At 54.2% G+C, this 15,939-nt stretch carries 10 protein-coding genes; 2 read left to right on the top strand and 8 right to left on the bottom strand.

Annotation, left to right across the window (positions count from 1 at the left end; translation table 11 throughout):
• The first annotated feature begins 16 nt into the window (after window positions 1-16).
• The gene (locus K7P01_RS20355) at window positions 17-856 is read left to right on the top strand and encodes a cyanophycinase (RefSeq protein ID WP_267296419.1); all 840 of its coding nucleotides are present in this window, start codon (window positions 17-19) and stop codon (window positions 854-856) included.
• A 106-nt stretch (window positions 857-962) separates the two neighbouring features.
• Here the strand turns inward: K7P01_RS20355 and K7P01_RS20350 are convergent, their stop codons facing one another.
• The 8 genes from K7P01_RS20350 to K7P01_RS20315 all read right to left on the bottom strand — a co-directional run bounded on the left by K7P01_RS20350 (window position 963) and on the right by K7P01_RS20315 (window position 15,589).
• Entirely contained in the window at window positions 963-3,350 is a 2,388-nt protein-coding gene (locus tag K7P01_RS20350; protein WP_267296418.1) for a coiled-coil domain-containing protein, read from the bottom strand.
• A 129-nt stretch (window positions 3,351-3,479) separates the two neighbouring features.
• Window positions 3,480-4,778, bottom strand: coding sequence for a M20/M25/M40 family metallo-hydrolase (locus tag K7P01_RS20345; RefSeq protein WP_267296417.1), 1,299 nt, complete (start codon window positions 4,776-4,778; stop codon window positions 3,480-3,482).
• 277 nt (window positions 4,779-5,055) lie between these two features.
• Window positions 5,056-8,151 carry an efflux RND transporter permease subunit gene (locus K7P01_RS20340; protein WP_267296416.1) on the bottom strand — a complete coding sequence of 1,032 codons (3,096 nt, stop codon included), beginning with the start codon at window positions 8,149-8,151 and terminating at the stop codon, window positions 5,056-5,058.
• Between the two features lie 9 nt (window positions 8,152-8,160).
• Window positions 8,161-9,309, bottom strand: a complete 1,149-nt coding sequence (locus tag K7P01_RS20335) for an efflux RND transporter periplasmic adaptor subunit (protein ID WP_267296415.1) — start codon at window positions 9,307-9,309, stop codon at window positions 8,161-8,163.
• Window positions 9,266-10,519 carry a TolC family protein gene (locus tag K7P01_RS20330; RefSeq protein ID WP_267296414.1) on the bottom strand — a complete coding sequence of 418 codons (1,254 nt, stop codon included), beginning with the start codon at window positions 10,517-10,519 and terminating at the stop codon, window positions 9,266-9,268. The genes K7P01_RS20335 and K7P01_RS20330 overlap by 44 nt, the downstream gene beginning before the upstream one ends.
• A 127-nt stretch (window positions 10,520-10,646) precedes the next feature.
• Entirely contained in the window at window positions 10,647-12,095 is a 1,449-nt protein-coding gene (locus K7P01_RS20325) for a TolC family protein (RefSeq protein WP_267296413.1), read from the bottom strand.
• A 10-nt stretch (window positions 12,096-12,105) separates the two neighbouring features.
• Window positions 12,106-13,401, bottom strand: a complete 1,296-nt coding sequence (locus tag K7P01_RS20320) for an HlyD family secretion protein (RefSeq protein WP_267296412.1) — start codon at window positions 13,399-13,401, stop codon at window positions 12,106-12,108.
• 7 nt (window positions 13,402-13,408) lie between these two features.
• Window positions 13,409-15,589 carry a peptidase domain-containing ABC transporter gene (locus K7P01_RS20315; protein ID WP_267296411.1) on the bottom strand — a complete coding sequence of 727 codons (2,181 nt, stop codon included), beginning with the start codon at window positions 15,587-15,589 and terminating at the stop codon, window positions 13,409-13,411.
• Here K7P01_RS20315 and K7P01_RS20310 point away from each other — a divergent pair.
• On the top strand, window positions 15,567-15,926 hold the full coding sequence (locus K7P01_RS20310; RefSeq protein WP_267296410.1) for a hypothetical protein: 360 nt from the start codon (window positions 15,567-15,569) through the stop codon (window positions 15,924-15,926). The genes K7P01_RS20315 and K7P01_RS20310 overlap by 23 nt on opposite strands.
• Window positions 15,927-15,939 lie beyond the last annotated feature (13 nt).

Here is a 15,939-nt window from a genome sequence, read left to right as displayed (position 1 = left end):
ATTTTTATATCGCTCTATGAAACATTACAGTATAACACTGTTTATTTTATTATTCTCTGCGAGATGCGTATGGGCGCAACCGGGACACGCAGGGAAGCTTTTTATCATCGGTGGCGGTGCCCGGCCGGATGCTTTGGTGGAACGTTTGATTGCCGAGGCGGGACTTCGGCAAGGTGGTTACGCCCTGGTCTTGCCGATGTCCAGTGCTGAGCCGGATTCGGCTGTATATTATGTCAAAACTCAGTTAGTCAAGCTGGGGGTACCGCATGTGTATGGCATCAACTTTATAAAGGGCGAAGCGCCTACGCCTGCGCGGTTGGACTCGGTGCGTCGGGCGAACCTGATCTATATCTCCGGCGGCGATCAGAATCGTTTTATGGATGTCGTGCGGGGGACGGAAATTGAGAAAGCTATACTTGACGCGCGGAATCGTGGTGCTGTGGTGAGCGGTACGAGCGCGGGCGCGGCGGTGATGAGTAAGGTAATGATCACGGGAAATGAGCTGAAGCATCCTGACTATGCTTCGACCTTTCGGAATATTGAAGCGGAGAATATCGAGACTAAGCCGGGGTTGGGTCTTATGCAGCAGACGATTGTGGATCAGCATTTTGTGCGGCGCAGTCGGTATAATCGGTTGATTAGTGCTGTGATCGAGTTTCCGCAGTTGACGGGGATTGGTATTGATGAGGCTACTGCTATTTTAGTGGATGGGAATACGTTCGAGGTTGTTGGCGAGTCGCAGGTGGTTGTGTTAGAAAATCCGAAGAAGTCGAAGAGTCTGCGCAATGGGAAGTTGGGTGCGAAGGATTTGAGATTGACGATTTTGTTGCCCGGGGAGGTATATCGATTTAAGTAAAGAGCGTATGCGTGTGTCTACGCCAGTCACAGACGGCAACCTGATGGGCACAAGTGACCGCCCCGCGCCAGCGCCAGGTGTCAGACACTTGCGCCAGACGTGTTCATTAATCTTTGTACACGTCATGGCTCATTTTCGTTCTTTTCAATTGGGTTGAGGCTCGTGCAATATCCGTTTTGAGTTTTTCTATTTTCGATTCTATACTTCTGGCCGACCGGCCGGCCCTTTCTACTTCTTCCAACTTTTGTTTTACCTGGCCCATCTGTTCATCAAGCTGTTTCTTTTTCAGCCCGTGGGTATCAAGCTCTTTATTTTTATCATCGATCTGTCCATCGAGCCCCTCTTTCGATGGTTTTAGCTTACGTTTATCGCTTTCCCAGTCCTCTCTCGCTTTATGCTCATCGCTGCGTTTATCCTGAAGCGCATCGATTTTGTTTTGAACATCGGTAGAAGATTCTTTTCCCAGACTTTGCTGACCTATTTTTAAATTACTTTGTTGTTGCGCAAGATCTTGTGCCAGATCGGCAGTAATGGTGTCTTTTGTCGAGTTGCTGAACGTTTGCCCTTTTCGGCTTTGCATGGTCGCTAAGTGTCCGTACCACGCGCTATACATTGGAGCGTGCCCCCACCCACTTGTGGTGGATAAGGTTGTCTGGTCGGCCTGAAGTGTCTGGATTGTATTTTGCAGTCCCGCTATGATAGACTCGATTTCTTCTTTCTGCCGCTGTAGGTTCCGTAGCTCATTCTGCTTGGTGGTAAGCTTTTTGGTCTCTGCCAGCGAATCGGCAATTTTTCTATCCAAGTCATCCAGTTGCGTTACAATCGAACTACGCTCTCTTTCCAAGCTCTTGATTCCGGCCCGTATGACTTTACCTTGTTCATTCAGTTCGTGTTGGGTTACGTCCAACGTCTGAAGGGTTTTCTGTAGGCCTTCTCCTTGCGATTCTACACTTCTCTCCTTTTCAAGCTGCGTGTACAGGTCCTTGAGCTTCTTGTTCATGCCTTCGATGCCTTCGGATTGGTCCACCACAGCCTTTTGCAAACTTTGCGCGATGCCCGCCCGCTCGAGGGCAACAACCTGCCGGGCCACGGAGTTAAGTTGCATTTGGCAAACATGACAGGAAGGAACATCTGGCGCTTTCATTCCGAACCGCTCGCCGTCGCCAGTTTCTTTATTGTAGATCGTGACTTCAGAATTCTCGTTGGTAGAAATCAGGACTTCGGTAAGGCCCATTCTTCCTCCCGCGGCGAACGCAGTCGGGGCTACTGATTTTGCTACAGAAAGGGCTACAGCCGCCGCACAGGTTGCCGGATAGGAACCTAAATCTTGTTCCCGGTCCTTTACAGTTGTGCGTACGAGTTTATTCTTGTCGAAAGTAAAGTGCCCGGTTTTGTCGGTCTCTACAGCTTCCCTCGCGCTCGCTTTGTATGTGTCGTCATCCTCGCCCGAAATCGACTGTTTATCATATACCATATCTCCCCATAACGGGAATTTAGCTTCCAGTAACAATTTTGCCAGCGGCGCGATCACATCCGATCGATTGCCCGACAGCGCTACAATACGTTGTCCATTGGGCAAGACCAGTACACCGAGCATAAACAGCAACGATTGCTTCCGGAGATCGGATTCCAGAATTAACTTCCTGGCCCGGTTGGCGTACTCCACGCTCTCCGTGGTTTCACTGATCGTATAGGGAGCCTCCCGTTCCTTGGCAAATTCCACCGCGCGTACCTTATCCCTGATCCGGGTTTGCGGATTGGGATGGTGTGTCTCGTTTGTTTCGCTTGTGTTTACCCTTTCTATAATCTGATGGATTTTGTCAAGCGCAGATTCAGCGTCTCCTTTATCCAGGAGGGCCACCAACTGCTCGAACAACGTTTTGCTATTATTTTCGGCGGTGGCCGCTTGCTCAAAAGTTTGCCTTCTTTTATTCACCGGCGTACCGAATACATAGGTTTCCAGCAGCTCGATGCCAGGTTTTGATGGCGGGGGCTCGGTAATAAGTCGTTGAATAACACCGCCCTCGCTTCGATGACCGCAGGGTAAGAGCTGTAACGCGGGAGGGCCTGTTTCAATCGCAGGACCTGAAGACTGAATCTGCTGAATGCGTTGCGCCGCCTGCCGGGATTGCTGACTGTGGTTCGCAATTTCCTGAAACTTTCTTTGTGCGATCGCCTCGGGGCGGTTATCGATAAACTGATAAGAGCCTGCATCGTTACTGTACTCCTGGGACGCAGGGGTTGCTACAGGTTGTCGGGTGGCATCGTTCGATTTGGTTTCTGGTGCTCGCAATGTTTTGGTGCATAGGCTATAGTAAAATAAGAAGGATAACCGATAGTTGCAATGTGGGAAATTGATTTCCTTGAAACAGTGCGTGAGGCGGCTATTGCATTTAGTGCGAACCCGCTGCGTGGGATGTTGGTAACTCGGGGCACGATGGTAATTTGAGGGGCGGCCGGGATCAGGAAACCCCTCCATGGAAGCACTTAACATGCTGGGTCCGAGTCTCTGCCCCGAGGCGGTGCTAAGACACGAACCAGTTCGCGCATTTTTGTAGGGGCGATGCCCCTACATCCTTGAGGATATATGCGACGTCACGTATTGCATAGGCAGATTTACTGGCTATTTGCCGAGTCGGTACAACAACACCGCGGCGCGTTTTGTTTGCAGCGGCAGGGTGCGCGGGTCGGCAGTTTCGTGAATGGTGTGGCCGCCAGCGCTGCGCACTTTGATGCCATCCATGGCGGCGTCTACGTAGCCGGACGTAAAGGAGATGTCGGCGGCGCCCGCGTCGCGGGGGTTGACAGCACGGACGGGGCCGAGGTTCAGGTCGAGGCTTACTTTGTTGAAGGTTTCCAGAAGTTTATAGTTGCCGGGCGTGGGTGCCAGCGGCGGGTAGCCTTCGCCGAAGACGAGTGTGGCTTGTGTCTGTGGCAGGTGTTTGGCGACAATGGCTTGCATGGTTTCCTGCGCTTTCTTCAGTTGCTCGGGAGACATGGCGCGGATGTCGCCGGTGACGATGGCGTCTTGTGCTACCACGTTGCTTTTGCCAAAGGCAGTGCCGAGGTTTTGGTCGGGGGTATGTTTTACGTCAGTGCCACCGAGGATCATGCCGGCATTGAACGTGAGGTTGGGTTCTTTGGCCAGGGTCTCGTAGAAAGTATATAGTATGCGGCTGGCTTCGTAGATCGCGCCGGCGCCGATCTTTTCGGTGAAGATCTGTGAGGAGTGTGACGGGATACCTTTTACGTTTAGTTGCCAGTCCGTGGAGCTGCGGCGGGCAATGGTGGCGGTTTCGAAACGGCCGTCGCCGTCTTCAAAGCCCAGCGCGATGTCGGCCGTCTTGGCGGCTTCGATGAGGTCGTGTCGTGCCAGGGCGAGCGGCTCGCCGGAATTCTCCTCGTCGCCGCAGAGGTAGACGATGATGTTCATGTCTTTTAACACGCCGGCGTCTTTTAACGCTTGTAGTGCTTGTATGATGATGACGTCGCCGCCTTTCATGTCGGCTACGCCGGGGCCTCTTACGGTCGAATCGTTCAGTTGTTTAAATTCCTGGAATGGGCTGGACGGCTCGAACACGGTGTCCATGTGGCCGATGAGCAGGATTGTCTTTTTGCCGGCTTTGCCTTTGTGCTCGGCGACGAGATGGCCGGCGCGTTGGAAGGGTGCGCCGTCGATCCAGCGTGTGGTGAGGCCGAGTGCGTCTAGCTTGGCTTGAAAGACGTTGGCTACTTTCCTGACGCCTGCGAAGTTCATCGTGCCGCTGTTGATGTTTACTACTTCTTTCCAGAGGGCCAGGGCTTCCGACTGGTGTTTGTCGACGTTGGTGACGATCTTCTTCTCGACCGTGGAGAGTTGGGCATGGGCGTGTATATTTCCGAGGAAAAAAGTCAGGGTGAGTGCGGGGAGTAAGAGTTTCATGACGGGAAGATACGCGTGAGGAGGGCATTTTGCAATGTCGTTCTGTGCGACGTTTGCATTACGCCAGTCTGAAGACTGGCATCAGGGCCAGGCACTCCCGATAGCTATCGGGATCTCCGCCCGAAGCGGGCTAAGACTTGCGCCAGACGCATGCCTTTTCCTATAAAAAAAGTTGCCGCAAGTACCGAAGTACCCGCGGCAACCAACCCCTCTAAACAAAACCCCACTTAACCTAAACCAAATTCGCTCCCGCTCTCCACACCCGATGGCTATCGGGTCACACTGTTTCTGTGTGGCGGTATACGCGCTCGTAGATGATCGGGAATACTAAGAGAATCAGAACCGTGGCTGTAAATAACCCCCCGATTATCACAATGGCCAACGGTTTCTGACTCTCAGATCCTATACCGGTGGACAGGGCGGCGGGCATCAGACCGATGGACGCCATCATCGCGGTCATCACCACGGGACGGGTACGGTGCTTGACGCCAAGTGCGATGGCCTCCGATAAACGCATGTTGCGTTGCATATTTTCATTGAACTCGGTGATGAGGATCACGCCGTTCTGTACACAAATTCCAAAGAGTGCGATAAAGCCTACTCCGGCGGAGATGCCAAAGTTCATGCCCGTGATGTGCAGCGCGAGGATGCCGCCGATGACGGCGAAGGGCACGTTGATCAATACCAGGCCGGCATCGCGGGCGTTACCGAACATGATGAACAGCAGGATGAAGATACCGATGAGGCTGATGGGCACCACTTGCCCCAGGCGGGCCGTGGCACGTACCTGGTTTTCGAACTCACCCGTCCACTGGACCGAATAGCCCTGGGGTATTTTTACTTTGTCGATCACTTTCTTTTGTGCTTCGGCAATGGTGCTGCCCAGGTCACGTTCGCGCACGGTGAACTTCACGCCGATGAAGCGGCTGTTGTTGTCGCGGTAAATAAAGGCCGGACCGGTGATGGAGGTAATCGTGGCGATCTCGCTCAGCGCGACTTTGCTGCCGCTGAGTGTCGGCACGAGGATGTCCCGGATCTCGTCTTCGGAGCGACGGTATTCGTATGGGAAGCGCAGGCGGATGTCGAACTTGCGCTCACCTTCATACATGACAGATGCTGTCTTGCCGCCGATCGCCATCTCGATGACGGCCTGGGCATCGGCTGTGGTGACGCCGTAGAGCGCCATCTTGTGATCGTGCAGGCGGATCTGGATCTCGGGCTGGCCTACGTTTCGTAATATACCTGCGTCTTTTATACCCGGCACATCTTCGATCTGTTCCAGTACCTGACTGGCCAGCTCGTCGAGCTTGTCGAGGTCGGGACCGAAGATCTTGACCGCATTGTTGGCGTTCATACCGGCTACCGCCTCGGCCACGTTGTCGATGATGGGCTGTGAGTAATTGTAGTTGATGCCCTGGTGTTTCTTGAGCTTCTTGTCCATCTCTTCGACGAGATCGTCCATGGTGATCTTACGCTCCCATTCCTCTTTGGGTTTGAGGTTTACCTGCATCTGCACGTAATAGAATCCGCTGGGGTCGGTACCGTCGTTGGAGCGGCCGGTCTGTGACAATACGCCGTTTACTTCCGGAAAGGTGTTCAGCTCGTCGCGTAACGTGTGTACCATCTTGACGGTTTCGTTCAGCGACATGCTCATGGGCATTTTGGCTTCTACCCACAAGGCGCCTTCGTTGAGCTGGGGCAGGAACTCCGTTCCCATCCATTTGGTCGAGAAGAGTGTGAGGGCTACTATCAGGGCCGCTACGCTGAGGCTGATTTTTTTATGGGAGAACGTCCACCGGAATCCTCTTGACACGATGCGGTCGAAGAAGGTGACGATGAACGTATGTTTCTCTTTTACATTCTTTTTCAGCAGCACGGAGCTAAGCACAGGCACCAGCGTGAGCGTGAAGATCAACGCGCCCAGCAGGGCGAAGCCAAGCGTATAGGCCAGGGGCGAGAACATCTTGCCTTCTACTTTCTCGAAGGAGAAGATGGGTAGCAGGGCCGTGATGATGATCAGCTTGGAGAAGAATACGGCTTTACCCGTCTTGGCGGCGGTCCGCTTGATCAGGCCCAGTTTGCTGATCTTGTTAAAGCGTTCCATGCCGTAGTGTTGCGCGGTGTGATCCAGGGCCACAAAGAGTCCCTCGACCATTACCACGGCGCCGTCGATGATGATACCGAAGTCGATCGCCCCCAACGAAAGCAGGTTGGCGCTCATGCCTTTCATGCGCAAGCAGAAGAAGGCAAACAGCAGCGACAGCGGAATGATGATCGATACAATGATCGTCGTGCGCCAGTCGGCCATGAAGAGCAATACAATGGCGGTGACAAAGATGATACCCTCTACCAGGTTGTGCATGACGGTGTGCGTGGTATAGGTCATGAGCACATCGCGGTCGTAGAAGGTTTGCATGCGCACGTCGCCAGGCAGAATGTGGGTGTTGAGGTCTTCAATCTTGGCTTTGACGCGGCTCAATACATCGCTCGGATTTTCGCCTTTGCGCATCACCACGATGCCTTCTACTACGTCGTCGTTACCATTCAGGCCGACCTGGCCTACGCGCGGCAAGTCCGACTGCAGTACGGTGGCGACGTTCTTGACGAGCACGGGTACACCGGCACGGGCTTCGATGATGATGTTCTCAATGTCTTCGTCGGAGTTGAGCAGGCCCATGCCGCGCACGACGTATGCTTGTCCATTCTTTTCAATCACGTCGCCGCCGACGTTGATGTTGCTTTTATTGACGGCTTCGTATACATCCAGCGGGGTGATGTCGTAGCGCTGCAGTAACGCGGGGTTTACCTGGATCTCGTAGATCTTTTCGCGGCCACCAAAGGCTACGACGTCCGCTACGCCGGGTACGGCGCGCAGCTGGCGGTCGATGGTCCAGTTCTGAATGGTGAGCAGCTCGCGGGTGTCTTTTACTTTGGATGTCAGCACGTAGCGGAAGATTTCCCCGGTAGGGCCATACGGCGGTTGTACTTCGGGTTCGACACCCTCGGGCAGGCTGACGTTGACCAGCTGGTTGTTGACCTGCTGACGGGCGAAGAAGTCTTCCACGTCGTCGTCGAAGATGATCTTGATGACGGACAGGCCGAACATGGAGATAGACCGCACGTTGGTTTTACGCTGCACGGAGTTCATGGCTACTTCGATGGGGATGGACACGAAGCGTTCGATCTCTTGCGCGCTGCGCCCCTGCCACTCGGTCACGATGATGATCTGCGTGTTGGTGACGTCGGGAAAGGCCTCGATCGGCGTGTTGCGGTAGCTCACGATGCCGGCTACGATCATGATCCCCACCCAGAAGAAGGTGAAGAACCGGTTCTTGAGCGAAAACGCAACGATGTTCTTGATGAGCTTGTTCATGCTTCCCTCCTAGTCGTTTAGCGCATCGTAGATAAACAGCTGGTCGTGGCTGATGACGACTTCACCCGGCTTCACGCCAGCGCTGAGCCAGGCCGTGTCGTCGGTTGTTTTATATACTTCGACTTCGCGTGTCTCGATGTTATAGCGGTCTTTAAAGATCATGACGAACTGGCGGCTGTTGTCGAAGATAATCGCCGATGCCGGCACGGCGGGCAGTTCTTTGTTTTCATGGTACATGGCTTTTACCGAGGCGAGCATTTCGGGCTTCAGACGGAAGTCTTTGTTGGGTATGCGAACGCGGACGCGCATGGTCCGGGTCTCGGGATCGAGCACGCTGAAGATCTTGTCGATCTTGCCCCGAATCTGGTCGCCGGGATAGCTGATGGTTGTCACGATTACGTCCATGCCTTCGCGGATGCGGGCGATGTCGCTTTCGTACACATTGGCAATCGCCCATACTTCGTCCAGCTCGGCAACGGCGAATACGCTTTCACTGTGGCCCGACGGCAAGGTCATGTCGCGCGTAATATTTTTACTGGTGATAAAGCCATTGATCGGCGCTTTGAGACGGTATTCGGATTGTTTGTTAAAGTTGTAGATTGAGAATGTCTCGGTGATGCGCTTCAACCCCGCGTCGGCTTTCTCCAGTTCCTTTTGCGCGGAGATCAATTCACGGTCGGACGAGAGCTTGGAGTTATACAGATCTTGTTTTACGGCAAGGTTCTTTTGTGCTACCAGCACGTCGGACTGGGCGTCGATGAGCTGACGATCGTATTCGGCCACCTCACTACTTTTGATGGTGGCCAGCACCTGTCCCTTTTTCACCTGGTCGCCGAGCTCTGCATCGACCTCGATGACGTTCCCTCCTACGATCGGGAAGATCTCTACCAGGCGGTTTTCGTCGGCCACGATCTTACCGTTGAGGTTCAACGCACCGTTTACGGGTCGTTGTTGCACGGTGTCGAGGGTGATGGTCTTGAGCATGGTCTCGCTTAGCACGAAGGTCTTGCTTTCGGGACCTTGCACACTTTCTTTGTGGCAGCCTGCCACCAGTACCGCCATCAGCGTCAGCGACGCCAGGGCTGTGCTCCGCCTCCGGCCGGCAGGTGCGGATTTACCGTTGCAGGTCCTCACCGACAGCATAGTTAAGTTCTTCATACGATTTGGTTAAATCTGCTTTTAATTGATTCAGTTCGATGATGCTGGAGTTGTAGGACTCAAACATGTCGGTAAACTCCAACAGCGACAGGTTGTTTTTGCTATAGTTGCTGACCAGGCCCTTGCTTAATAAATCAAGCTGTCCTTCGAAGTCGGTGCCTACAGCTTTATACTGGGCGTCGAGCAGTTGAAAGATCTTCCACGCCGACTCTACTTCACGTGTGACTTCCTGCTGTTTGGATTGCAGCAATACTTTGGACTGGGCTATACCCAGCCTGGCTTCTTGTATGCGCCCCTGGTTGCGATTAAAGAGTGGTATCTGTAACCCGAGCTGCAAGGCGGTATAGTTATTTACATAACTGCCCGACTGATCGTATACACCACCGGCCGTCAGGTTGGGTATGCCGTTCTTACGTTCGAGTGAATATTGCAACGCCCGCTGGTTCTCCACACTCCTGGCCGCCTGGATCTCGGGGCGGTTTTCCAACGAACGGTTCACCAGCTCGGGCAATGTCACAGTGGGCAATACGCCCAGTATACTCTCCGTTACCGCCGGCACCGGCACCACGGGACGGTCATCTGCCAGCAGCAGCTGCAGTGTTTGTTCGAGGCGGACCAGCTCGGTACGGGTTTCGTTTACCTGGTTGTTGATCTCGAAGTATACCGACTTGAGGCGGGTCAATTCCTGCAGCGAGATGTTGCCTTTGGCGTATTGCTCTTCGTAGATCGAAATGAGGTTCTTGAGCAGTGTGAGGCGCGCGATAATATTGGTGACGGCGTTGTTCAGAAAGTAGTAGCGGTAGTAGCTGACGTGCAGCTCGTATTTGAGACTGCGGGCCAGCTCGTAGTACTGCCACTGTGTAAGCTTCTTTTCTTCTTCAGCCAGGCGAATAGATGCTTTGCGCTGGCCGGCGATGCGAAACACTTTTTCGAGCTGGATAATTTTCTGACCATTAGAACCTACGTCAAACCATTTTCCGAAGGACGGGTTGTAGAGGCTCCACTCGGTGGACAACTCGGGGTTGGTAAAGAGCTTTTCCTGCACTTTACGGGCGTCGGCCATATCCACTTCATATTTGGAGGCTATGAGCGACAGGTTACGGACCATCAGCAGGCTGTCGGCCTGCTGCAAGGAGATTCGCAGGGTGTCCTGCCCGTGAAGATTCGTAACGGTTAGCCAACAGATCAAGGACACCAGCAATACACGCATCTTTTTCTTTTGTTGTGTTTAATACAAAAGAACGGGCGTGAACTTTAGAGGGGCTTAAAGGAGCGCTTAAAAGAAGCTTAAATAAGTCTTTTTAATATGGTTTTTATTCATCCCTGACATTCGACACTCACTCTGCTCCCAACGGGCGTACGCCCGCCGACCAGTAAAGGACGGCTTTTTGTTTTTCGTATTCGGCCATGATCTTGATGAGTTTTGACTCGGCCTGAAAGAGCTTTTCCTGCTGGACGTTGATCTTGAACAGATCGCTTTCACCATTTTCGAGGTTCGTCAATTCGGCGCTCATCAGGCGGTGATAATGCTCGACCATCTGTTGCTGCTGTTGCAGCACGATGCCGTTATTGAGGAGCTGGTTATACGCGGCCTGCAGGTCGTTTATAATTTGTCGCGACGTGAGCTCGCGGTCATATTCGGTGTTGGCTACCTTGAGTTTCAACTGCGCTACCTTGGAGCGTTCCTTGCGTAGGAAAATGGGGAACGAGAAGTCGACGCCGAGCTTCATGTTATCATCCCATGTAAAGGCGCCCGAAGAACCCTCGGGAGAGAATGGTTGATTGAGCATATAGTACGATGCATTCAGCTTCGGCTTGAGAAACTCGGCGGCGAGACGCTGGTCGTATACGAGCTGCTGCAACTTGACGTTGAGCTTGCGCAGTTCGGGGTGATTGGCTTTTGCCTGATCGAGGAGCGCTTGTAATGCAGCCGGGGTCAGGGTGAAGACGGCAGTCTCCTGCACCGGTACATGGTGCGGCAGGAGCTCGACGGGGTTACCCAGACTATCCCAGAGAAAGGTCGACACCGCCAGCCCGTTGTTGCGGTAGTCGGTATACGCTTCCTGGCGGCTGACGGCGCGCTCGAGGTAGGTAATTTTCGCCTGCACGGTGTCGATCGGCGCGGCCTCGCCGCCTTCGAAGTTGCTCTTCGTGCGGCGGAAAATTTCCCCCGCAACGGAGAGGGTGTTCGTTGCCAGGCGGTAATTGTAATAGCTGTGGTACCAGCTCCAGTAAGCTTTGGCGGCTTCCAGCAGAAGTTTATTCATCATCTTTACTTGCTCGGCCTCCAACAGTGTGCGGTAAAGCTCCGCCTGGCGCAGCGCCGTGCGACGTTCGTCGGTGAGCAACCCCTGCCCTAACGGAACCGTGATGCCGGCGTAGAGTTGCTTATAGTCATATTCCCCGGAGATATAGTGCTCGGGGTTGAGATACTGACCGGTGTTGCGTTCGAGGCCGACGAAAGGTGTAACAGGCGATCGCGTGGACGCTTTCAGCGCAGCGTCGAAGAGGCGGTAATATTCGGTGCCTTTGTATTGCTTGAGTAAATATTGTGCTTCCAGCTTGGGGTCGAACTGGCCGCGGGCGAGGCGGATTTCCTGACGGGCGACCTCCGGGAGCAGGTTGGCCTGACGGGCCACGGGATGATAGCGCAGGATGACCTCGTAGAAATTCTCCAGCGTAAACGGCCGGGCGGTGTCGGGCAGGTGAAAGAGCGAGTCGCGTGGCACCTGGGCCGCGGCGGTGTGCAGGATGAGAGAAAGAAACAGACAAGCGATGCTTCGCATAGTATAGCCGTTATTTTTTTTCTTTCGTATCGGTGGTGCCCTGGCCGGGGAGCGCTTGTTCAAGAGGAGCTTTATACAGGCTCGGCGGAAAGCCGTTGAGCTGCCGCCAGATCTCGTACCATACGGGTACATCGTCGAGCATGACCCATCCCCGCACGCCGGAACCGACGCGCAGTTGTTGCGGCCAGGGCTCGCGACGGTTATTGTCGGGGGTCACCAGGATACGGAACGTACCGGGTTCGGCACTGAAGTAGTCAATCACCTGGACGGTGCCGCCAAAGGTACCTACGGAGACGCTCGGCCATCCGGAGAATTGCAAGGCGGGCCAGCCATCGAACTCGATGCGCACATGGCGGCCTTTGCTGATCAACGGCATGTCCATGGCTTTGACATACATCTCCACGGCCAGGTCGCGCGCCTCGGGCATAACCGTGCAGACGGCGTCGCCTTCTTTGATGGTTTCGCCAATGCCGGCTTTCATTGCCCGCACGACGTAGCCCGACTGCGCCGTGGTGATCTGGTACTGGTCGTTGCGGATGCGCGTGTTGGCATACTCGTTGGTCAGCTTGGCGATGTCGCCTTCGCTGTCGAAGACATCCGATTCGGTAGCGTTGAGATCGGAATGAGACTTGCTGATCTTCTCTTCGTACTCCGCGCGAAGGCGTTCGATCTCTACCTGTGCGTTCTGGTAATCGGCTACGCTGCCTTCGTATTTGTAGGTGATCTCCTGGAATTTCGTAAGCGGAATATTGCCGGCTTCGTAGAGCTTTTTATTCCGCTGATATTGGTTTTCGGCGTTCCGGAACTTTACCCGTTCGGCCTCGAGCTTTGCTTTCGATTGTTCGATCTTACGGTCGCGGCCCTGCTGCAACGCGACGATCTGTCGCCGCAGGGCGTCGGCTTTTTCGCGTTTCGCCACCAGGCTGCTCTTCTTGGCGGCCAGTTGCTCCTGCAGGCGCTCGAGCAGCTGCGGGTCGAAGTACTTTTCTTTTACCTCGCGGATGGTGACGATCGTATCGCCTGCACGCACGTACTGGCCTTCCTGTACGTGCCATTTTTGTATCTGGCCTGCAATGACGGCCTGCACGGTCTGCGGGCGGTGCGCAGGGTTGAGCGCGGTCACCTTGCCCGAGCCGCGAATATTCTGTTGCCAGGGCAGGAACATAAACAGCAACAGCACAATTGCCATCGCCAGCAGACAACGCGCCAGTATGACGCCGGCGCGTGGTGTTTCCAGCGCGCGCAGCGAGTATCGGTTTTCAGTCTGGATGAGTGGCCCTACATCCTGATCGGATAGTTTCATCATACTTCTGTTATTCGATGTATTGGTTGATCGTACCTTTTTTTTGCAGCTCGGTAAAGGATCCTTCTTCGGAAATGCGGCCGTCGTAGAGTAGAATGACGCGGTCGCAGGCTGCCATCACCAGCGGATCGTTGGACACTGCGATGAGCGTCCACGGTGCCCGTTCGTTGATGACGGACTGGAGCACTTCCAGTTTCTGCTGCCGTTTGAGGCCGGAGAAGAAGTCGTTCAGGATGATGAGCGACGGCTTCTTGGCCAGGCAGCGTGCCAGGATCAGCTTATGAATAAACGAGCTCGAGAAGCCCTTGCCTCCGCTCACGACGTGCGTGCTCAGGCCCTCGGGCAACCGGTTGATCTCATCTTCCAGGTGCACGGAACGGATGGCCGCGATGGCGTCTTCGACGGTACGGGTCTGGCTTCCCAGCGTTATATTTTCGAGGATGGTGCCGTCGAAGATATCTTCCGGCGAGATGTTCTTGGCGATGCTGTCGCGCAGGTGACGGATGTCGAGGTCGCGCAGTGAGTAATGGTTGATGGTGATGATCCCCTCGTAGTCGGTGTGAATCCCTGCCATCAGGTTGGTCAGCGTTGTTTTGCCTGCATTGCCGGGGCCGGCGATACAGATGCGTTCGCCTGGCTGTACCGTCAGATCCACGCCGTGCAGGGCATACGTGGACTTGTCCGGGTATTTATATTTCAGTCCTTTGATCTGTACAAGATACCCCTGGCTGGCCAGGCGTGGGAAATCAAGCCCGCCCACTTTCTCCAGCGGCAGGTCTGTGATCTGCGCGACCTTGTCTACGGCTGTGAGCAGGTCGTAGACTACGTCCATGTAGGTGATTACCTTCTCCACAGAGTTGAGGAGCATGATGATGATTACCTCCGAGGCGACAAACTGGCCGAGCGTGATCTGGCGGTCGACCACCAGCAAGGCGCCCATGATGAGCAGTGCGGCCGTGATTGCCGTCTTGAAGACCACAATGAACGAAAACTGCGTGATCAGCACCTGGAAGTGCGCCTTGCGGTATTTGAGGTACGCACTTACATTGGTGTCGGTCTTGCGCATAGGCAGATCGGTATTGCCCGCCAGCTTGAACGAATTTAACGCGCGCGCGAGCTCTTCGAGCCACTGCGCCACTTTATATTTATACTTGGATTCGTCGATCGACGATCGCAGGCCGCTCGGCCCCGTGAACCGGAAGATCAGGAACAGGATCAGCACGAGCATGAAGCTGAAGAACACGAAGAATGGGTGGTACAACGACAGCAGGATGAGCCCGAACACGATCTGTACAACGGCCGACGTCAGGTCGATGAGCAGCTTGGGCAGTCCCTTCTGCAGCGTGATGACATCGAAGAACCGGTTGACCAGCTCTGGGGCGTAGCTCTTCATGATCGACTCCAGGCGGATGCGCGGAATGCGAAACGCAAATTCCAGCGCCGCTTTGGTAAATACCCGCCGTTGCAGGTATTCCACGAGTGTGATCTGGATGATCTGGAGGACACCGGTAAATAAAATGCCGAGGATCACAGCGGCGATCAGCACATAGATCGAGCTGAAGAACACGCCGCCGGACACGAGTTGGACCGTGTTCTGAATTCCGACCGGCAGGATCAGGCTGGTCAGCCCGATGACGACCGAATAGAACAATATATACAGGATATTCTTTCGTTCGGTTGACAACAGCCGCACAAACCGTCGCACGGGATGCATGGGTGTGGGAATGGCATCGCTGTCGTAGGCATATTCGCTCACCAGGCTGCGATACGAGTAGAGCACAAAGGCCACGGCGCATCCTTGTTCGTCCTGGAACAGATGCTGCAGGTCGGGAGACTCACCTGTTACGGCCCGTTTTTCGTCGGCGGGCAGTAACGCAAACCGCAGGCGCTTTTGTTCATAGTACAATAACATAGGCACCAGGCCCTGCGGCTGCTCGACAAACACCAATGTCGGCAACCGGTTTTCCTTCACAAATGCGGGCAATGCCTCGGCCGGCTGTGTTTGTTCGAGGAATAACATCCGGACCTTGCTGCCGGCCTCGATCAGGTCGTTGCGAAATTCTGCAAACTGATCGCGGGTATACGGCCGGTTATTGATCTCCACAAACCGAAGAACGGCGGGATCGAAGTCATGCTTCAGTAACAGTCCTCCCTCGCGGAGGATCCGTATGATTGAATTGTTCGTCATCATGTTCTGGAAATTCCGATCGTCAGCTCCAGGTGATTATCCACCTGACCTGCCGATAGTTATCGGGCTTTTCGGCGTCCATCCCGGCATAAAATTTTATGCCCGGATTACCGTGTATTTTACGCACAAAAATTGGCCCCGGATCTTAAAAATCGATAAGAAAATCCTTAGAAATGTATTAGAAACGCTGCAGCATTTGATGGCGATTAACGGAGCACGCCGCCCGGTGAGGCCGATCGACTTTTTTCTAACGTTGGCGGGTGCCACACGAACGTGGCTGCCGCCGATGCTGCGGCCCCGGAACAAAAAAAGCAGGCTTTTTTGTGAAAGCCTGCTTTAGTGTGTTTTCCGGT

Origin of the sequence: Parachryseolinea silvisoli (assembly GCF_021190955.1) — a bacterium.
Classification (GTDB): Bacteria; Bacteroidota; Bacteroidia; order Cytophagales; family Cyclobacteriaceae; genus Ohtaekwangia; species Ohtaekwangia silvisoli.
The sequence above is the reverse complement of the archived record's forward strand: the minus strand, read 5'-3'. Positions and strand labels throughout refer to the sequence as shown.